This is a genomic window from Novosphingobium sp. THN1 (assembly GCF_003454795.1).
In the GTDB taxonomy this organism is placed as follows: Bacteria; Pseudomonadota; Alphaproteobacteria; order Sphingomonadales; family Sphingomonadaceae; genus Novosphingobium.
In genome coordinates this window covers 713,748-733,207 of the sequence record NZ_CP028348.1, presented here as the reverse complement: position 1 = coordinate 733,207, position 19,460 = coordinate 713,748, and the positions used below count along the sequence as shown (strand labels likewise).

The window sequence follows — 19,460 nt, the reverse complement described above, 5'->3', positions numbered from 1 at the left end:
CAGTGCTGATTGACGGTTGCGACAGCGTAATCCACGCTGCCGCCCTTTCAGCCAGTTGGGGCAACCGGCGGGACTTCGTCGCCGCCAACATCACCGCGACGCGCAGATTGCTCGAGGTCGCCGGCGCCGCGGGCGTGCAACGCTTTGTCTTCGTTTCCTCGCCCTCTATCTTCGCGGCATTTCGCAACCGCCTCTCCATCGGCGAGGCCAATGCACCCACGCACCCGCTCAATGCCTATGCCCTGACCAAGCTTGCGGCCGAACGTCTGGTCCTGGCCGCACGCGACGACGCGATGGCCTGCTGTGCCATCCGTCCGCGCGCCCTCGTCGGCGAAGGGGATCGGGTGGTTCTGCCACGCCTTGTCGAACTTGCGCAAAGGGCGCGCATGCCCCTGCCCGGCGGCGGCAGGGCGCTTGTCGAAATGACCGATCTCAGGGACGCTGCCTGGGCAATATGCGAGGCAGAACATCGCGCTTCGGTACTGCGTGCCCGGGCGATCAACATCTCGGGCGGCCAACCCCTTTCCGTGCGCGACATAGCGATGGGGCTTGCGACAAGCCTCGGCACGTCCCCCAAACTGGTCACGGTGCCGATCGGTCTTGCCCGGCTTTTGGCGATTGCTCTGGAAGCCTTTGCCCGGCTTGCAGGCGCCACCAAGGAGCCTGTGCTGACCCGCTACACCCTGGCCACTCTGGGCTGGTCGCAGACATTCGATCAGGAACCTGCGCAGCGCCTGCTTGGCTACCGCCCCCGGCACAATGCCTTCGAAAGCCTGCTGGCGGAGGCGCGCAAGCTCGCTGTCAATCGAGGTGAGCCATGATCCGCGTCGGCTTCAGGTGGCTTGAGCGCGGATCGTGTCGCCACCCCGAGGGCATGACCATCGCCGGCGGCAGCCTCTGCGCTGTCGAATTTCCGGCAATGGTGGGCGTGATCGAGCATCCGGCGCTTGGGCTATTCCTGTTCGATACCGGATATGACCCTGCCTTCATCGCAGCGACGCGGCCCTTTCCGGAGCGCTTCTACCGTTGGACAACGCCGGTTTCGATCGGCGAGGCTGAGCGTTGGCAGGTCTGGCTGCAGCACCACCGCATCGACGGGGCAGCGATTGCCGGGACCATTGTCTCGCATTTCCACGGCGATCATGTCGCGGGCTTGCGCCATCTCGCGCACTTGCCGGTCTACTGCGCCAGGGCCGGCCTCGATGCCCTTCGCGGGAAAGGACGGATTGCGCGCGTCCGAAACGGCCTGTTGGCCGAGCTGGTGCCGGAAAATGTCGATGCAATGGCCCGCTACTTTGAAGATGCCCGTCCGGTTACCCTGCCAAGTGCCTTCGCACCCTTTGCGCAGGGGCACGACATTCTCGGCGATGGCAGCCTTCTGGCGGTTGAACTGCCCGGGCATTGCGCCGGACACTGGGGTCTGGCCTTCGAGACACGGCAGGGGCAGCCGGTATTGCTCGCTGCCGATGCGGTCTGGTCCGGACGGTCCATCGCAGAACGACGAGCGCCACCGCGCCTGACCACCGCACTGCTCGGCAATACGCGCCGCTATCGCGAAACGCTGGACCTGCTGTGCAGCGCGGTGCATCGCAATCCTGAACTGGCCATCCTGCCATCGCATTGCGCCAGCACCGCCCGCGCCTTTCGCGGTGATGATGATGCAGCTTGAACGCATTGCCGCCTCATGGCTGCGCACGCGCCGCGCGATGTCGCGTAACGCGCAAGACCTCGCAAAACACAGGCGGCGGCTGTGGGCGGACCTTCAGCCAGCACTGGCGAGAACTCCGGCGCTTGCGCCCTTCGCGGGTGCGCCGCTCGAAGCTTTTCCAGTAACGCCGGTACATTCAATGCGTCAGGATTACGGCGCGTGGAACAGCCTCTCGCTCAGCGACGAGGCCCTTCGCCGCCTGGCCGATGCTGCAGAAATGGAGCCGCAAACCGCAGGCCTCAGCGCAGGTTGGTCAACCGGCAGCAGCGGCGCCACGCGGGGACTGTTCGTGGCGACGGCTGCCGAACGTGCGGACTACATCGGCCAGAGTCTTGCGCGCCTCCTGCCGTTCTCCGCCCTGCTGCGCTCGCAGCGCCTTGCCCTGCACTTGCGGGCCAGCAATGCGCTGTACAGCGATGCGGCCCGCAGAAGACTGCGCTTCGCACACTTCCCGATAGAGCTTGCGGTCTGCGATAGCGCCAAGGCCCTGCAAGACTATGCCCCGACAATCCTGATCGCTCCGCCATCGCGGTTGATCGGGCTGGCCTGCCTAGGCGCCACACTTCCAACCTTGCGCCATCTGTTTTTCGGCAGCGAGCCGATGAGCAGTGGCGAGCGCGATCTGGTTACCGCGCATTTCGGCATCAGGCCAAGGTCGATCTGGCAGGCGACGGAGGGCTTTCTGGGCGCTGAGTGTGCCGCAGGCCGTCTGCACCTGAATGATCATGCGCTTGAAATTGAACCGGAGCCCGTCACGGGAACGCGCGGCTTCCGTCCGGTCATCACCGATCTCAGGCGCCACAGCCAGCCCATCGTCCGTATTATTGGCGACGATTATGTCGAGTGGGGCGAGCAGAACTGCCCATGCGGATTTGCCGGGCGCGTGGTCAGGCCGGTCGAGGGACGGGTTCAGGATATCTGGCGCTTCGGAGGCAACTGCATCACCCCGCCTCAGGTCATCGCCGCGGTCGAGAGCGTATTGACGCCGCAGCACCAGTGGCAGGCTTCGGCAGACCGACACGGGATATCCCTGGCAGTCGGATCGCTCTGTCCGTCAGACCGCGCTGCGCAGGCTGCCACCGTGCTTGAGCGCCTCGTCGGCCGGAAACCGGTAGTGCGCCACGACTTGCCCGACTGGCACGGACCAAAGCGCCGCAAGGTGGTGTGGCGCGATGGCTAGGGCAGTACTCATCACCGGGGCAAGGGCCGCCGCCGCACTGGATCTCGCCCGCGCGTTCGTGGCCGAAGGGTGGGACGTTCATCTGGCCGATTGCGTCACTGCGCGCATGGCCCGCTGGTCACGCCTGCCGGTGCTACACCATCGCTACCCTTCACCCCGCTCCAGTGCAGCGGAATTTCGCGCAAGAATCGCTGAACTAGTCGAACGTCACAGCATCGCGCTTGTCGTGCCCACGTGCGAAGAGGTGTTTCACCTCGCCGCGCCGGCAATGCGCGATGCGCTTTCGGGCAGGCTCCTTGCCCCTGATCTGGTGACCTTACGCCACTTGCATGACAAGCTGGCCTTTGCCACCTCCTGCCGTGCCTGGGGCGTGGATGCACCCGAAAGCCACGCGATCCAAAGTGCCGAAGACCTGGCGCCATTCCTGCACAGCAGCCGTGACTGGGTGTTCAAACCGCGCTTTGGCCGCTTCGGCGACCGCACGATGGTGGGTCCGAGTGCGGCTAAACTTGCGTCATCTACGCAGATCGCTGCGGGCGGCTGGATGGCGCAGCGGCGCATCGCGGGCGAGGAAGCGTGCTTTCATGCTGTCGCGCATTATGGGGTGCTGACCGGCTTTGCCTCATACCGCTCGCGCTGGCGGCTAGGCGGTGGCGCATCCTATGCCTTCGAGCCGCTGGACAGCAGCCGTTCGGAACTTCTGCACGAAATCGCCGCTGCAATGGCCAGTAAAGCCCTGGTCCATGGGCAGTTCGCCTGCGACGTCATGTTCGACATCGCCGGAAAACCGTGGCTGCTCGAATGCAATCCCCGAGCCACCAGCGGAATTCATCTCCTGATCGCGCAGGGTACAGCTTTGGGCGCTTTGACCGGTGAGCCGCAAGCCCAAGCCTTCGACGATGTTCGGCCAGCATTCCTGGGGCCGGCGATGTGGGTGCTGGGCCTGCCCCTGGCCATCAGGACGGGGCGGTTGCGCGAATGGTGCGCCACGCTTGCAAAAGGTCGCGATGCCATCTCCCGTCCTGGAGATCGTGCTCCGGCCCTCGGGGCACTGGTCGACGCGGCAGCGTTTGCGTTCAAGGGTCTGGTCATGGGCATATCGACCAATGCCGCAACCACTTGCGATATCGAATGGAATGGGGAGGATCTGGCCTGATGGCCTTTCCCGACGCAGTAACCGATGCTTGGCACATGGTTGCCCTTGCGAAAGATATTCGCGGCAGCACCGTGCGCAAGGTCATGCTGTGCAACACGCCGATCGTGCTGTTTCGAAGCACCTCCGGGATCGCCGCACTCGTCGACCGCTGCCCGCACCGCAATTACCCGTTGTCCGAAGGACGGGTCGAGAACGGAACCCTGTCCTGTCCCTACCATGGTTGGCGGTTCGCAGCCGATGGCCGCTGTGTCGAAACGCCGGGCTGTCCTTCTGCAGCATTGCCGCAAGCGAAACTGGCGGCGCAGCCCTTGCGCGTGATCGAACGGGCTGGTGCCGTTTTCGTCAGCATGAGCGACGCTGCGCCTGACGAACCAACTTTGCCGCCCGACTTCGACAACCCCGAACTCGATCACTTCTGGTGGCAGCAGGGCACATGGCAGGGCCGCGCCTTCGATGCCATCGAGAACGTCATGGATCCGTTCCACACCGGCCACCTGCATCACGGCTTCATCCGGCGTCGGGATCGCCGCCTTCCGGTGAGACTTGTCGTGACCAGCCATGGTGACGGCATTGAAATGGCGATCGAACAGGACGCGCCAGACCTGGGCCTGATGTCCCGCTTTCTGGAACGCGACCGGCAGCGCAGCATCTCTCGCTATTATCCACCAACCATCGTGCAAGCGCGCTGGGAAGGACACGCTGGATTGACGCTGTGCGTGACGGCGATCTTCACGCCGGCAACCGATGGCAGCTTCACGCCTTTCGCGCGCTTTTCCACGCGGAGAGGCTTTGCTCCGGGCTGGCTGAAACAGGCTGCGATCCGACTGTTCCTTGCGCCCGTGGTCGCACAGGACCGCAAAGCGCTAGCACGTCAGCATGCGACCATGGCGCTGTTCGGCAATCCCCGCTTTGTCGAAGGGCCTGGCGATATTCTCGGCAACAGGTTGCAACGCCTGTGGTCAGGTCAGCACGTACCGCCCGGTGCGGACGAAGGTGTGACGGCAGAACTCTGAGTTCTAATGGGATTTCGACTGTGCCGCGATTGCGGAAATCACGCTCGGCGCGCGCCAGATATCCCATTTGGAGTGTTTCCCCGGGGAAACATTCCAAGATGGCGTCTCTGGCCATCGCTGAACTGGCCCACAGCGGTTCAGAAGTAGACATAGGCGCTGAGCGGTCTCTCAAACCGGCCCTTATGCGCCGCCCGATCCAAGCGCATCCGTCCATGCGGTGATGCCGTCCACGCGCAACGGCTCCATGTCCAGAGGTCGCATGACGCTCAGCATGCCGTACCAGCCGCTGCCTGCCTCACCGGCATGGACCTCGCGGTCGCGTTCGGCGAGGATCTGAACTTCCACGTGATGCCGCTCGATAAGTTCGGCCAGTTGCGCGGCACCGGCAGGTGATAGCTTGACGGTCTCGGCGCTGTAGACGGTTTCAGGCTGCGAATAATCAAGTTCAAAGAAGGTGCGCTTCATGTGAACCTCGAACAAGGCGCGCAAAGGTTGCTTGCGGAAGACCAGGGCGCGGTCGACAAGCGGGCGCACCCGTCCGCTGCGCAAGCGGTCGATCAGAGCAAGACGTTCAAGCCGGTCGAGAGCGGCATCCATCGCTGCAGCCGGGACATTGAAGTCCGCAGCCACTTCCTCTGCCGACACGCCGCCCAGCAAGGCCATGAACAGGAACGAGAGGAAGATGTTGGTCGACAGCGCCTTCTCCTGCGCCAGCGTCAGCTCGTGCGCGAGATCGCCGGGGCACTCCTCTGCCTCCCTTGCGAGGTCGCCCAGCACCAGCCCGCACAGCTGGGCCATGCGCTCCAGCCGGTCAATGGTGAGTCCCTTGCCCGCCAGCCAACGCTTCACGGTGGCCTCGCCAACGCCCAGCTCCCGCGAAAGTCGTAAAACAGTCCATCCATCTTTGCGCAAATGACGGCGCAGCGCGGAAATCATCGCCAATGCGGTAGGCTCGTATCGCGTCATGATCCGAATTAGATAACAGGATGATCCGTTTGGCAAGAGCCCGTCTTCGCACATTCGCCCCATGCATATGCTGCTCCCAACGAACAAGATTCTGCGGACGATGCTGCGCAACATGCAGCAATCCAACGGACCCAACGGGAGAATGAAATGACCGACATCCTCATCAAGAATGGTACCGTCGTGGACGGAACCGGCGCCCCGGCCTTCAAGGCGGATGTCCGCGTGAAGGACGGCGTGATTGCCGAGGTGGGCGAAGGTCTCGCCCCGGCTGGAGAGCGCGTGTTTGACGCCACCAACTGCCACGTTACCCCCGGCTTCATCGAGAGCCACACCCACTATGACGGCACGATGTGGTGGCAGCCCGATCTCGATCCGCTGCCGGGCTATGGCGCGACGACGATGATCCTCGGCAACTGTGGCTTTTCCGCCGCGCCGCTGCACAAGTACATGCCCGCCCAGCGCGAAATGATCGGCATCTTCTCGTTCTTCGAAGACATCCCCGAAGGCCCGTTCATGCAGAACCTGCCGTGGGACTGGAACAAGTGGAGCGAGTACCGCGCGTCGGTCGAACGCAACGTCAAATCGCCGCTCAATTACGCCGCTTATGTCGGCCACATCGCCATCCGTTTGGCGGCGATGGGCGTCGAGGCCTGGGAGCGCGAGGCAACCCCGGAAGAGATCGCCAAGATGGCCGAACTGCTCGACGATGCTCTGGCTGCAGGCGCGCTCGGCATGTCGGACAACATGCATGACCACGACGGCCAGAACCGCCCTGTCCCCACGCTGATGGCCAACGACGCCGAGTTCGAAGCCCTGTTCGACGTGATGGAGCGCTACCCCGGCTGCTGCTACCAGGTCATCGTCGACACCTTTATGCGCATGACCGGTCCGGCCAACCTCGAACGGCTCGCCAAGTTGCTCGGTGGTCGCAACATCAAGTGCCAGATCGCGGGTGCCATCCCCACGCTGGAATTCCAGAAGGGCATCCTGCCCGCGATGCAGGAGTCGGTGCGCAAGATGCGTGAAGCCGGGGTCGATGTGTGGCCGGGCTATGCCCACGTCTCGCCGACTTCGACGCTCAGCCTTGTAAAGTCGCTAATCTTCGCGCAGTCGAACGATTACGTCTGGCACGAAGTCGTGCTCGAGGACGACCACCACAAGAAGGCGCAGCTCCTTGCCGATCCGGCATGGCGCGCCCGTGCCCGTGAAAGCTGGGATACGCAGGCCTGGGATCACTCGCCGCTGAAGAACCCGCAGGAACTGTTCCTGCTTGACAGCGAGAACGGCACCGGTCCGCTCAACATCACGCTCAAGGAGTATGCCGACAGCCTCGGCCTCCACCGCTCCGATGCGATGGCTGACTGGATCCTCAAGAACGGCACCCGCTCCACCGTCCACATGGCCCCCTTCCCCAAGGACGAGGACCTGACACTTGAACTGATGAACGACCCCAGGACCGTCGGCAACATCTCGGACGCAGGCGCACACCTGCAGATGCTGTGCGGAGGCGGCGAGAACGCGCTGCTGCTCACCCAGTATGTCCGCGAGCAGAAGAAGCTAACGCTGGAGCAGGCCATCCACATCATGACCGGCAAGCTTGCAGGCCACTTCAACCTGCACGATCGCGGCGTGATCGCTGTCGGCAAGCGCGCTGACCTTGCCGTGTTCAACATGGACGAAATCCAGCGCCGCGAGATGATCAAGGCGCACGACGTGCCCGATGGCCGTGGCGGCACCACCTGGCGCTTCACCCGCGCCGCGATGCCGACCCGCCTCACCCTCGTGAACGGCGTTCCGACCTTCGAGAACGGCGCGTTCACCGGCGCGATGCCGGGCGAATTCCTCTCGCCCGCCAACGACGACGCCGCGCTGGCCGAGGCTGCGGAATGATACCCCTAGCGAGGGTTGATTCCCCAAGATGAACCCTCGCAACCGGGGGCGTCCACTCCCTCCCGGACGCCCCCTAACCTTTTGCAAATATCAGGAAAGGATGCCGACATGAGCGAAGCAAAGATCGGCGATGCCGACCGGGCCTACTTCAATGGCCGGATCCAGAAGATCGAGACGCAGAGCTCGGTCCTCGTCAGCTCTTCCAAGTACCTGAACCATTCGGGCCTGCGCGCGCTGATCGCGCAGGAGATGCTGCGGCGGAACGGGCCTGACCTGCCCAACACCGCCTACATCCCTGAAGTGGCGCAGATCCTCCACGATCTCGAGGACATGCCCCGGATCATCGAACTGTTCGAAATGGAGAAGGCACGCCTGCCGCTGTTCAAGCGCTGGCTCGACCGCAAGAGCCTGTCCAACTTTACTCTTGCCGAGACCAAGGACTGTGCCCCCGGAACGCTCGGCGCGGCGATCCATGATTTCATGGCGAACTCGGGCTACCAGCTCGACCTGTTCTTCCAGGAAATCCAGGTGGTGAATGATTTCACCTACTACCTGCGCCAGACCGCGCTTTCGCACGATATCGAGCACATGATCACCGGCTTCGGCCCCAACCATGGCGGCGAGATCGCGCTGCTATCAGCCAACATGCACGCCAAGTCGCTCTATTTCCATCCCGAGCTCAGCAACTTCTTCAGCCGCATCGCCTATTACCTCAAGGCGAAGACGACGATGAAGGACGCCCTGTTCTATCCCGAAGCGATGGTCGTAAATCTCGAGGCGGAGTTCATCGGCGCGCAGCAGGGGCGCAACTGGAAGTACCCGCTGATGCTGGTCGATTGGCGCGAATATGCCGACGTCCAGATCGAGGACATCCGGCGCGAACTGAACATCACGCCGGTTATCGACAGCCGCTGGGACGACACCAACCGCCTCTGCAACGAGGACGACCCCAACTACGGCGTGCCGATGATGGAAGCCGCCGAATGAGGACAGACGCCATCACCAAAGGACCACCGATCTGAAGGCTCAGGGGCGGCGAGCGCATTGCGCCTCGCCGCCCCTTGCGCATCGGCGCCACACGCCGGGCGAAATCAAAAGAATGACAACAACGGAGGGAGAGAAACGATGAATGCACGGCATATCCGCAGCAGGTACCTGCTCGGCTCGATCCTCGCGGCGGGCACACTGACGCTTGCCCCCATCGCCCAAGCCGCCGAAGGCGCAGCCGAAGAGCCACAGGCCTCAGGCGAATCCACCGGCCAATCCGCCTCGGTCCAGGAAATCATCGTTACCGCCCAGCGCCGCGAGGAAAGCCTGCAGAAGGTCCCCGTGGCCGTCACGGCAATCGGCACCGAACAGCTCGAAGCCCTGCGCGTGACTAGCGTGCGCAACCTCGCAGGCCTCGCGCCAAGCCTCCAGTTCAATGCGCAAGGTCAGCAGTCCAACCCCACGATCATCATTCGCGGCGTCGCCTCGGGCACCTCGTCCAACTCGGTGGACCCCAAGGTCGGCATGTATGTCGATGGCGTCTACATCGGTCGTGCGGTCGGCTCACTGCTCGACTTTTCCGACATCCAGCGCGTCGAAGTGCTGCGCGGGCCGCAGGGCACACTATTCGGCCGCAATGCCACATCGGGCGCGATCAGCATCACGACCGCTGCGCCCAAGGGGGAATGGGGCGTCCGCGCCACCGGTTCCTATGGCAATTACGATGCGTTTCGGGGCAAGATCTCTCTCGATCTGCCGCAGATCGGCCCGTTCTCGATCCGCCTGTCCTATCTGCATGACCAGATCGACGGCGACGTGACCAACACCATGGCGGGCAAGGGCCTCAACATCGCCCTGCGCGCACCCGAATTTGGCACGCAGCGCTTCGTGAGAAAGCTTGGGCACCGCAACGTCGATGGCGGACAGGTTGCCATCCGCGGCGAGTTCGGCGCGCTGACCGCCGACTACCGCTTCGATTATACCGACACCCGCGCCTCAGGCCGCGCGATGCAAAGCCTCGGCGTCATTCCTGATGCCTCGGGCCAGTTGCTCGGGCCGATCGTCGCGCTGCAGCCGTTCTTCGGTGGCACCACCAACGAAGGGCTGAACGGGCCGCTTTCCTCGGTCGCCGCTGCGACCAGCGAGGAGCACATCGTCACGCAGGGCCACAGTCTGACCCTGTCACTCGAGGCCAGCGACAACTTCACCGTCAAGTCGATCAGCGCCTATCGCAAGTTCCGGCAGGACCCGGTGATCTTCGACCTTGGTTCGGCAGGTGGCATGCGCTTCACCTTCCAGCAACTGGGCGCGTTTCTCACGCCGGGACTTACCCCGCAGCAGATCCAGGCGATCCTGTTCAACCCGGCCAATGCGCCCGGCCCGAATGACTACTTCTTCCCGCTGCTTTCGGCCCGCGCCACCAATCAGGAGCAGTTCAGCCAGGAACTGCAGTTCCAGCTGTCGGGCGACAACTACCAGCTTACCGCCGGCCTGTTCTACTTCAACGAACGCTCGCCCGGTACCGAAGTGCTCGGCATCCTCTCGCCCACGCCTTCGGCGACGATCGTGCCAAGCCCGCTCGATGCCATCTTCGGCAGCGGGTTGACCCGCACGGTCGGCGTGAACGATTCCATGGCGGGCTATGCCCAGCTTACCTGGAAACTATCCGACCAGTTCGAGCTGACCGGCGGCTTGCGCGGCACCATCGACGACCGCGAGTTGCAGATCTCGGCCATTTCCGGGGCGCAGGGTGGCTCGCTCGGCGTCGGCACCTACAAGCAGACCTACAAGAAGCTGACCTATACCGGCATCGCCACCTGGCGGCCCAACGAACAGACCATGATCTTCGCCAAGATCGCCACGGGGTATGTTTCGGGCGGCATTCTTTCGGGCATTCCCTATCGGCCCGAGAACATGACCAGCTATGAAGTTGGCGCCAAGACCCAGTTCCTCGACAACAAGGTCCGCCTCAACATCGCCGGATACTACAACAATTACAACGACCTGCAGACCCAGAACTTCATCAACGGGCGCCAGTTCTTCGACAACGCGGGCAAGGCCCAGATAAAGGGCTTCGAGGCCGAGCTCGATGTCGTGCCGGTAGCGGGGCTGACCCTATCGGGCAGCGTGTCCTACACCGATTTCGATTATGATACTTTCATCCTCAACGGACAGGATGTTGCCGCCTTCGCCCGGCCCACCTACTTCTCGAACTGGACCGGACGGGCAGCGGCAAGCTGGAACTCGGCGGACTTCACGGCCAATGGCGGGCACATAACTGCCCTGATCGAAGGCCGCTACCGCAGCACCTACTTCCTCACCTCCACACCCTTGCGCAATCTTGCGGGGCAGGAAGTGCTGGAAGACCGCAACAAGCAGCCCGCGTTCTGGCTGGTGAACGGACGCCTCGGTGTGGCCGACGTGCCGCTAGGCGGGGCGCGCGTCTCGCTCTCGGTGTTCGGCGACAACATCTTCAACCAGCGCTTCATCAGCTTCGGCGCGCCGGTGCTGCTATTCACCGGCACATACGAGCGCGGCCGCACTTATGGCGTGGAGCTTGGCGTCAACTTCTGATCCGTGGACCTTTGATCAAAGTGCAACAGGGAGAGGGGCGGGGCGAAAGCTCCGGCCCCTTGGTTGTTCCAAGCCGTCAGTTGTATTCCGGCCAGAGCAGCGATGCCTCGCGGCTATCGAGGTCTACTGCCCCTACGATGCCCAGTGCCTCGCGTGCCTCGGCGATCGGGAGGTGAAATACGTTCTCATACTTCGCCATCCAATAAGGTCCGGATTGCTCGCCCACATCCAGGCCGCAGCGCACGGCCTTGAGCGCAGTCGGGAACGCCGCCTGATAGTGCAGCCCGGTGCGCGAGACGAGCCTGAGCGCGCCGAGCAATTGCCCGGCGTTTATCAGGCCGACCAGTTCCGGATCAAGGAAGCGCGGAAGGTTGGATAGCCGGGCGAAATAAGGCACCAGCTCGCCGATGATGTCGAACCCGCCGCCGCAGACGATGTGTTCCAGATCATGCGTCTGCCCGCTGCGCAGCGAGAAGTATTCGAACTGGTTGCGGGGCACGAAGCGCGGCACGATGTCGATCTCGAAGCCGTTGTCGCGCAAGTAGCGGCCGAAGGTGTGGCCGAGTGAGCCCACAGGGTATTCAAGCAGTTCATCGACGGTGAAGTTCGACGAGAAGCCTTCGGTAAACCATGCGTCCAGCTCGGGCCAGCGCTTGCGCTCCGCCGTGAACAGTTCTTCGATGCGCGGGACGTCGAACACTTCGGCAAGAATGCCATAGAGCTTGTGTGCATCGAGCGTGGTGGGGGAATCCTTGCCGCTCTTGCGCAGGTACGCCGTTGCGAGCCAATCCCGCAGACGCGGCTCGTTCAGGTAGGGCGAATTGCTGACCAGCATGGTGCTGTCGGTCGCCACCGGCTTCGCACCGCGCGCAAGGTAGGGCAGGTCATCGGCCATCGGTCTATCCTTTGTCGAGTAGCGAGCGCGGCAGCTGGACCGGCATCTCCAGCAGGTGCTGAGCCATGCTCTTTGCGGCCGCATCGAAGCGCGGCGAGAGGTTGATTCCTCCGCCCTGCGCATCGTGGGCCAGAAAGTTGATCCCATGGACGCCCGGCACCTCGAAAGCCTCCATCCGGGCATTGGCAGGATCGTCGAACAAGTGGCGATACCAGTTGGTCACTGAATCGACGGTCAGGCTCGCCCGGATCCACGGCAGGTATTCCGACCGCCGCGCGATCACGGCCACGTTGAACAGCCGCCCCTTGTCGCCACTGCGCGCCCAGGCCAGCCGGATCAGCGGAACTTCGACGAAGTCGCCCTCTGCCACAGGCACATGCCCCTCGATCTGCGGCAGCACCGCCGGATCGAAGCCTGGCGCCACCGGGTCGGCAAAGTCCAGCGCCGCGCCATCGAGCGTCACCGCTTGCGTCACCCGCGCCCGGTCGATCAGGCCGAAGAACATGCCCGTCAGCGGAAAGGCCCTCGGCGCAGCGATGATCGGCGCGATGGACGTGCCCACGGCCATGTTCATGATCGCCGTGGTCTGCTCGCGCCCGAACAACATGCACGCCGCCGGGTTGGCATGATCGACCACGATCTTGAGCAGCACTTCGCGCGGCGCCAAGGTCTGCGCACGCGGCCCCCACGCGGTCTCGGTGCCGATCACCTCGACATGAGTCTGCCGCCACGGCCCCCAACCGCGCTCTTCCAGCATGGCCGAAACGCGTTCGAGCAAGGCTTCCGCCGTCCGCCGCGCCTTGGACACCGCATCGATCCCGCTGACCGGAATCAGCGCAACCGAGCGCCAGCCATCGTCGTAAGTCCCGCACAGCTTGAGCGTTTGCGGCGGCGGATATCCCCTCGCCCCGCGCACCAGCACCCGGTCCGGGCCGACCTGCTTCAGCGTGATCCCGGTGAAATCGCACACCACATCGGGCACAATGTAGGCGCGCGGATCGCCGACCTCGTAAAGCAGCTGCTCGGCAATCGTGCCCACCGAAACCAGACCGCCGGTGCCAGCGGGCTTGGTCATCACCACGCTGCCATCGGCATGGCATTCGCCCACCGGGAAACCGATGTTGGCCCAGCCTTCAACGTCCTGCCAGTCGGTAAAGGTGCCGCCCGTCGCCTGCGCCCCGCATTCGAGCAAGTGCCCCGCCACGGTCCCCGCCGCCAGCAAGTCAAGATCGTCCGGCCCCCAGCCGAATTCGTGGATCAGCGGCCCGAGGATCAGCGCGGAATCGACCACGCGCCCGGTGATCACCACGTCCGCCCCGGCATCAAGCGCGCGGGCAATGCCGAACGCACCGATATAGGCGTGCATGCCAATGTCACCTTCGGGCAGGGCTGCGCCGCTATACATGTCGCGCAAGCCCTCGGCGCGAAGCTCAGGTACGAGATGCTCGACATCGTCGCCGGTCACTGTCGCCACGCGAAGCTCCAGCCCCTGCTCGCGCCCGCGCTGGCGGATCAATTCGGCCAGACCTTCCGGGTTCATGCCCCCGGCATTGGCGGTGACGCGGATGCCCCGCGCCTTTAGTTCCTTGAGGTACGGCCCGATGTGGATGTCGACGAAATCCGGCAGGAAGCCTGAGCGCGGATCGGCTTGCTTCATCCGCCGGAAGATGCCCATCGCCCCTTCGCCGAGGTAGTCAAAGGCGAGGTAGTTCAGCCCCTCGACCTTGAGCAGCCCCGGCACGGCAATGGCGCTGTCGTTCAGCGCCCCGCTTGCCCCGCCGATGCGGACAATCTTTCCCGAGTCAGTCATTGGCCCCGGTAAGGTCACGCGCGGCGACATAGCCGAAGGTCATCGCTGGCCCGATGGTCACGCCCGCGCCCGGATAGCTTTCACCCATCGCAGAAGCGGCATTGTTGCCCACGGCATAGAGGCCCGCAATCGGCTGCCCGGCATCGTCGACCACCTGCGCCTTGGCATTGGTGCGCAGGCCGCCGTTTGTGCCAATATCCCCCGGATAGATCGGCATGGCGTAGAACGGCCCCTCAGTCAGCGGGCGCAGGCAGGGGTTGGGCTGGTGGCGATAGTCACCATACATCTTGTCATAGGCCGCCTCGCCGCGATGGAATTCGGGGTCCTCGCCCTTGGCCGCGCCAGCGTTAAAGCGCGTTACCTGAAGCTCCAGAGCCGCGGGATCGACGCCCATGGCCTTGGCCAGTTCGCCGATGGTGCGCCCCTTCTTGAGGATCGACTTGACCGCGCCAGATTGCAGCCAGTCGGGCACCAGCGGCAGCAACGGTCCCATCGGGAACTGGTGGCGGTACTTGTGGTCGAATACCATCCAGCTGGGGCAGGCGTCGCCGAATTCGCGCTGCCGCCGCGCCATCTGCTGGCCGACGATGTGGTATGACGCCGCCTCGTTGAGATAGCGCTGGCCCTTCTGGTTGACCATGATGCACCCCGGCAGCGCGCGCTCGATGGTGCAGAGTCGCCCGCGATCTTCGCCCGGCACATGGAACACCGGCGCGGCCCATGCCGAATGCATGTTCATCGTGCCCGCGCCCACGGCCTCGCCCGCCCGGATCGCATCGCCGGTGTTGCTGGTCACCCCTCCCGAGGCCCAGGCCTTGTTGTAGAGCGGCGCGTTCGCATCGCGCATCTGCTGGTTCTTGTCGAACCCGCCCGCCGCCAGCACCACACCCTTGCGCGCGCGAATGGCAAAGGGCTTGCCGTCCTTCTCCACCACGATGCCGACAACCTTGCCGTTCTCGGTGACCAGTTCGCGCATCGGCGTCTTCAACCACACCGACACCCCCGCCTCATTCAGGGCCACTCGCAACCCACCGGTCAGCGCGTTGCCCAGCGTCAGCCGCCGGTCCTTGCGCGAGGTGAAGCGCAGCGGCCAGTCGAGCCAGTACTTGGCCATGTTCTTCGCAAGGCCGGTAAGCCAGCCCGGCCCGCGATAGAGCAGCTGGTAGGTCTCGGCGAAAGTCCAGTTGAGGTAGCCGAACAGGCTCGCGGCCGGCGATGGCAGCCGCTGCGTCTTGAGGTCCTCACCCAGCAGCGTGCCGTCGAACATCTCGGGCAAGTGCGTGCGGTATCCGGTCACCGAGCCACCCGGATTCTCCGCATGGTAATCGGGGTAGGGTTGCGAGGTATAGGTGACGCCGGTGTTCGCAGTCACCCAGCGCAGCATCGGCGCGGCGTTCTCGACATAGGCGCGGATGTTCTCGTCGGGCACGTTGTCGGCCGAAAGCGCGCGGACGTACTTGAAGGCATCGTCGAGATTGTCATCGAAGCCCAAGGCCTTGGCCTGATCGCTGCCGGGAATCCAGATGCCGCCGCCCGAAGTCGCGCTGGTTCCGCCCCAGAGCTTGTCCTTCTCGACCACCAGCACTTCGGCGCGGTTCTTTGCCGCCACCAGCGCAGCCAGCATCCCGCCCGCGCCCGATCCGACGACGACCACGTCGACTTCGCTCTGCCAATCCATGCCCATCTCGATCCTGTCCCGGATTCCTTGGCGGAAGCCCTTGCTATCAGGCAACGCAGATGCCGCTAGGGCGCGTGCATTGTCAACACCATGCGTAACTGGAAAGGCAGCTTTCTACGAATATCCGATAGAATCGCGGAAAATGCGCGACTTCCTGAGGCATTATGGCCGAGATATTCCGCAAGACGCCATATCCACCCGCTTTCTGCCTTGATTATCGTAACACTATGATACATGGATTACGCAATAATGGACAATGCGCGGCTGTAAGGCACATTCCTGCGCGCCGCAGCTGCCCGGACGAGGAACCGCCAAGTGTCTTCCAACCTCTACCCCCACCTGCTCTCGCCGGGCCGCATTGGCACGATGGAGACGAAGAACCGCATTGCCGTCACCGCGATGGGCGTAAGCCTTTCGGAAGACGACGGCACTGTTGGCGAACAGCTGATCGCCTATCATGAGGAGCAGGCGCGCGGGGGGCGGGCCTGATCATCTGCGGCGTGGCGGGGGTTGCCTGGCCGGTCGGCGCCGTGGCCATGCAGCAGACCGCTATTTCGGACGATCGCTTCATCCCCGGCCTCAAGGCGCTGACCGACCGGGTCCATGCCCAAGGCGCGAAGATCGCCACCCAGCTCCACCACGGCGGCTTCGTTGCCGGCTACAGCTTCAACCGCTGGGGCCACAAGTTGTGGGGCCCGGCCGTGCCGCCCGCGCCCAAGGGCAGCTTCATCGACTACTTCCTGATGGAGGAACTCCAGGCGCTGGCCGGTATGAAGATGCCCGAGCTCAAGGTGCTCGAACAGGCCGACATCGACCTTGCCGTGCAGCAATTTGCCCAAGGCGCGCGCCGCGCCAAGGAAGCCGGTTTTGACGGGATCGAGATCCACGGCGGGCATGGCTACCTCCTGTCCTCGTTCACCTCGCCCTACACCAATACCCGTACCGACCAGTACGGCGGCAGCGTGGAGAACCGCCTGCGCCTCACGCTGGAGGTCATCGCCGCGATCCGTGCCGAAGTCGGCCGCGACTTTCCGCTATGGATCAAGCTCGATTCGCAGGAAGTGGGCAAGCCCGGCGGCATCACGCTGGAAATGGCCAAGGAAAATGCCCGGCTGGTCGAAGCCGCTGGCGTCGATGCCATCACCATTACCTCGTATCATGATACCTCGGTCGGCAAGCTGCATTCGCAGTCCAACATCCCGCATCTCGAAAACTGGAACCTCCCCGCCACGGCCGAAATCCGCAAGGCCGTGTCGATTCCGGTGATCGGCTCGGGTCGTATCGAGGTCGACAGTGCCGAAAACGCCATCGCCAAAGGCGAGACCGACTTCGTCGCCATGGGCCGCAAGCTCCTCGCCGACCCCCACCTGCCGCGCAAGCTGACCGCGGGCGAGACCGACAAGGTGCGCCCTTGCGTCTATTGCTACACTTGCGTCTCGGCGATCTACATGGGCCAGCCCACCCGCTGCGCGGTCAATGCCAATCTCGCGCATGAATTCGAAGGCGAAGCGCCTGCCGCCAGCGACAATGGCCGCCACGTCGCGGTTATCGGCGGCGGACCGGGCGGTATGGAATCGGCCCGCCGCCTTTCAGCACTGGGTCACAAGGTCACGCTGATCGAAAAGTCGGACCGCCTGGGCGGCACCTTGCGCTTTGCCAGCCTTGCCTATGAACCGAACGAGCGCCTGCTGGAATGGCTGCGTCGCGAGGTAAAGGAGGCCGGTATCGACGTCCGCCTGTCGACTGTCGCAACCCCCGAACTGCTGCGCGAGCTCGGCGTGCAGAGCGTGATCGTCGCCACCGGCGCGATACGCGACATGCCTTCGATCCCCGGCAACGATCAGGACCACGTCTACTCGGGCGATGACATGCGCCGTATGATGCTGGGTGAAAGCTCAGACGAGTTGAAGCGAAAGACCGGCCTGTTCACGCGCCTTGCCACCAAAGTCGGCGCGGCCACCGGCGCGACTGCCAACCTCGCACTGGTGCGCAAGGCCACCCATGCCTGGATGCCGCTGGCCGATACCGTCACGATCATCGGCGGCGAACTGGTCGGCCTCGAACTCGCCGAATTCTTGAGCGAGCGCGGCCGCACCGTAAACGTGATCGAGGAAGCGCCGCGCATGGGCAAAGGCCTCACCCTAGTGCGCCGCATGCGCCTGATGGCCGAACTCGCCGAACACGGCGTCGGTCTGCACGCCGGTGCCACCGGAATCGAGATCGGCAAGGACAGCGTGACCTTTACCGACGCTGCAGGCCAGCCACAAACTGTTCCAGCCGGCAACGTTGTCGTCGCAAAGGGGGCGCATGGGGATCTGACACTGGCGGATGCGCTGCGCGCTGCCGGGTTCGAAGTCCATGCCATCGGCGATGCCACCGGCGTCGGCTACATCGAAGGCGCGATGCACGGCGCGCGCGCAGCGGTGCGCGCGATTTGCGAAGCGGCCTGATGGCACGTCCTCCCGCCCGCAGCGCGAGCAGCCTTGCCGCCCGCGTGTTCAGCTTTGACGCGACAGATCAGGCGATCATCCGTGAGTTGCGCAGCAATGGCCGCGCCAACAACCAGCAGATCGCCGAGCGCCTGGGCCTTACCGCAACCACTGTTTCCACCCGCATCCGCCGGATGGAGGACGCCAACCAGTTGCGTGTCGTAGCCGTGTCGGACTTCTCGGCCCACGGCTTCAACGTCCTGCTGCGCATCTCGGTGGAGGTGGACGGCCGCCCGGCTTCCGAAGTCGCCGCCGAACTCGGTGCCCTGCCCGAAGTCTTCGCCGCGCACATGGTCACCGGCCGCTACGACATCGACATGCTCGTTGCCCTGCGTGATTTCGACAGCCTGTCCGATTTCCTGCTCGACAAGCTCTCCACCGTGCGCGGCATCCGCACGCTGACCCCGGCGATCGTGGTCGACATCATCAAGTACAAGTTTGACGAGGCCCCGATCGAGGGGCGGACAACAGGACGCGCCAGCGCATGACAGACGCTTCTCTCCTCGCCCGCATCGACCGGCTGGAATCGCTCGACGCGATCCGCCAGTTGCCCGCCAAGTATTCGCTCGCGTTGGACATGCGCGATGGCGATGCCTGGGTGAACCTCTTCCCCGAAGACGTTCGCGTCGGCGGCGGCAAATCCGGCCGCAAGGCCCTGCGCGACTGGTTTGACGAGACCCACTCGATGCAATTCGACGGCACCAGCCATCACATCGGCGGCCACATCATCGACTTCGACGATCCCGACCACGCGCAGGGCGTCGTCTATTCCAAGAACGAGCACGAGTGCGGACCGGAATGGGTCATCATGCAGATGATGTATTTCGACCAGTACGAACGCATCGATGGCCGCTGGTACTTCCGCCGCCGCCTGCCGCTCTATTGGTACGCTAGCGACCTGAACCAGCCACCCATCGGCGATCGCAAGATGCGCTGGCCGGGCGTACCGCCCTATCACGGCAGCTTCCACGACCTGTTTCCCAGCTGGAAGACCTACTGGGCGCGCAACGGCCAGCCGCACGATGGTCCGGTCGAACCCGCCGCCCCGCTCGAGAAGTTCATCGAGACGATGCGCCGCGGCGCGCCGTTGCCCAAGCCTCGCGTGCGGAGCTGA

16 protein-coding genes are annotated in these 19,460 nt (G+C 64.0%); 12 read left to right on the top strand and 4 right to left on the bottom strand.

Annotated features, from left to right (window positions below; all coding sequences use genetic code 11):
- Positions 1-2 precede the first annotated feature (2 nt).
- The 5 genes from C7W88_RS20340 to C7W88_RS20320 are packed head-to-tail and all read left to right on the top strand — an operon-like array spanning position 3 to position 5,057.
- Positions 3-821: an NAD(P)-dependent oxidoreductase gene (locus C7W88_RS20340; RefSeq protein WP_240344981.1), complete on the top strand. Its 819-nt coding sequence runs from the start codon at positions 3-5 to the stop codon at positions 819-821.
- Positions 818-1,669: an MBL fold metallo-hydrolase gene (locus C7W88_RS20335; RefSeq protein ID WP_118075319.1), complete on the top strand. Its 852-nt coding sequence runs from the start codon at positions 818-820 to the stop codon at positions 1,667-1,669. Before C7W88_RS20340 ends, C7W88_RS20335 begins: the two co-directional genes overlap by 4 nt.
- Complete coding sequence (locus C7W88_RS20330; RefSeq protein WP_118075318.1) at positions 1,653-2,888, top strand: cell division protein FtsA; 1,236 nt, start codon at positions 1,653-1,655, stop codon at positions 2,886-2,888. The genes C7W88_RS20335 and C7W88_RS20330 overlap by 17 nt, the downstream gene beginning before the upstream one ends.
- Positions 2,881-4,044, top strand: a complete 1,164-nt coding sequence (locus tag C7W88_RS20325; RefSeq protein WP_162896276.1) for an ATP-grasp domain-containing protein — start codon at positions 2,881-2,883, stop codon at positions 4,042-4,044. Before C7W88_RS20330 ends, C7W88_RS20325 begins: the two co-directional genes overlap by 8 nt.
- Positions 4,044-5,057, top strand: coding sequence for an aromatic ring-hydroxylating dioxygenase subunit alpha (locus tag C7W88_RS20320; RefSeq protein WP_118075316.1), 1,014 nt, complete (start codon positions 4,044-4,046; stop codon positions 5,055-5,057). Before C7W88_RS20325 ends, C7W88_RS20320 begins: the two co-directional genes overlap by 1 nt.
- A gap of 180 nt (positions 5,058-5,237) precedes the next feature.
- On the opposite strand, the gene C7W88_RS20315 is transcribed toward C7W88_RS20320, so the two are convergent.
- Entirely contained in the window at positions 5,238-6,023 is a 786-nt protein-coding gene (locus C7W88_RS20315; RefSeq protein ID WP_240344980.1) for a helix-turn-helix transcriptional regulator, read from the bottom strand.
- Positions 6,024-6,170: 147 nt separating this feature from the next.
- Between C7W88_RS20315 and C7W88_RS20310 the strand changes: the two genes are divergently transcribed.
- The 3 genes from C7W88_RS20310 (at position 6,171) to C7W88_RS20300 (ending at position 11,474) form a co-directional block, all read left to right on the top strand.
- Positions 6,171-7,913: a D-aminoacylase gene (locus tag C7W88_RS20310; RefSeq protein ID WP_118075315.1), complete on the top strand. Its 1,743-nt coding sequence runs from the start codon at positions 6,171-6,173 to the stop codon at positions 7,911-7,913.
- 108 nt (positions 7,914-8,021) lie between these two features.
- Positions 8,022-8,900 (top strand): Coq4 family protein, encoded by an 879-nt coding sequence (locus C7W88_RS20305; protein ID WP_118075314.1) that lies wholly within the window; start codon positions 8,022-8,024, stop codon positions 8,898-8,900.
- Positions 8,901-9,038: 138 nt separating this feature from the next.
- Positions 9,039-11,474 (top strand): TonB-dependent receptor, encoded by a 2,436-nt coding sequence (locus C7W88_RS20300; protein WP_118075313.1) that lies wholly within the window; start codon positions 9,039-9,041, stop codon positions 11,472-11,474.
- A 76-nt stretch (positions 11,475-11,550) separates the two neighbouring features.
- Here C7W88_RS20300 and C7W88_RS20295 read toward each other — a convergent pair whose 3' ends face one another.
- Genes C7W88_RS20295 through C7W88_RS20285 form a run of 3 tightly spaced genes read right to left on the bottom strand, consistent with a single transcriptional unit; the run spans position 11,551 to position 15,911 of the window.
- Positions 11,551-12,369 (bottom strand): Coq4 family protein, encoded by an 819-nt coding sequence (locus tag C7W88_RS20295; protein WP_118075312.1) that lies wholly within the window; start codon positions 12,367-12,369, stop codon positions 11,551-11,553.
- Positions 12,370-12,373: 4 nt separating this feature from the next.
- The gene (locus tag C7W88_RS20290) at positions 12,374-14,179 is read right to left on the bottom strand and encodes an acyclic terpene utilization AtuA family protein (RefSeq protein WP_118075311.1); all 1,806 of its coding nucleotides are present in this window, start codon (positions 14,177-14,179) and stop codon (positions 12,374-12,376) included.
- Positions 14,172-15,911, bottom strand: a complete 1,740-nt coding sequence (locus C7W88_RS20285; protein WP_370073256.1) for an FAD-dependent oxidoreductase — start codon at positions 15,909-15,911, stop codon at positions 14,172-14,174. The genes C7W88_RS20290 and C7W88_RS20285 overlap by 8 nt, the downstream gene beginning before the upstream one ends.
- Positions 15,912-16,172: 261 nt before the next feature.
- On the opposite strand from C7W88_RS20285, the gene C7W88_RS24975 reads away from it, so the two are divergent.
- The 4 genes from C7W88_RS24975 to C7W88_RS20270 are packed head-to-tail and all read left to right on the top strand — an operon-like array spanning position 16,173 to position 19,460.
- Positions 16,173-16,346: a hypothetical protein gene (locus C7W88_RS24975; protein ID WP_370073255.1), complete on the top strand. Its 174-nt coding sequence runs from the start codon at positions 16,173-16,175 to the stop codon at positions 16,344-16,346.
- Positions 16,347-16,393: 47 nt separating this feature from the next.
- Positions 16,394-18,307: an FAD-dependent oxidoreductase gene (locus C7W88_RS20280; protein ID WP_370073254.1), complete on the top strand. Its 1,914-nt coding sequence runs from the start codon at positions 16,394-16,396 to the stop codon at positions 18,305-18,307.
- Entirely contained in the window at positions 18,307-18,834 is a 528-nt protein-coding gene (locus C7W88_RS20275; RefSeq protein ID WP_118075310.1) for an Lrp/AsnC family transcriptional regulator, read from the top strand. The genes C7W88_RS20280 and C7W88_RS20275 overlap by 1 nt, the downstream gene beginning before the upstream one ends.
- Positions 18,831-19,460 (top strand): nuclear transport factor 2 family protein, encoded by a 630-nt coding sequence (locus C7W88_RS20270; protein ID WP_118075309.1) that lies wholly within the window; start codon positions 18,831-18,833, stop codon positions 19,458-19,460. The genes C7W88_RS20275 and C7W88_RS20270 overlap by 4 nt, the downstream gene beginning before the upstream one ends.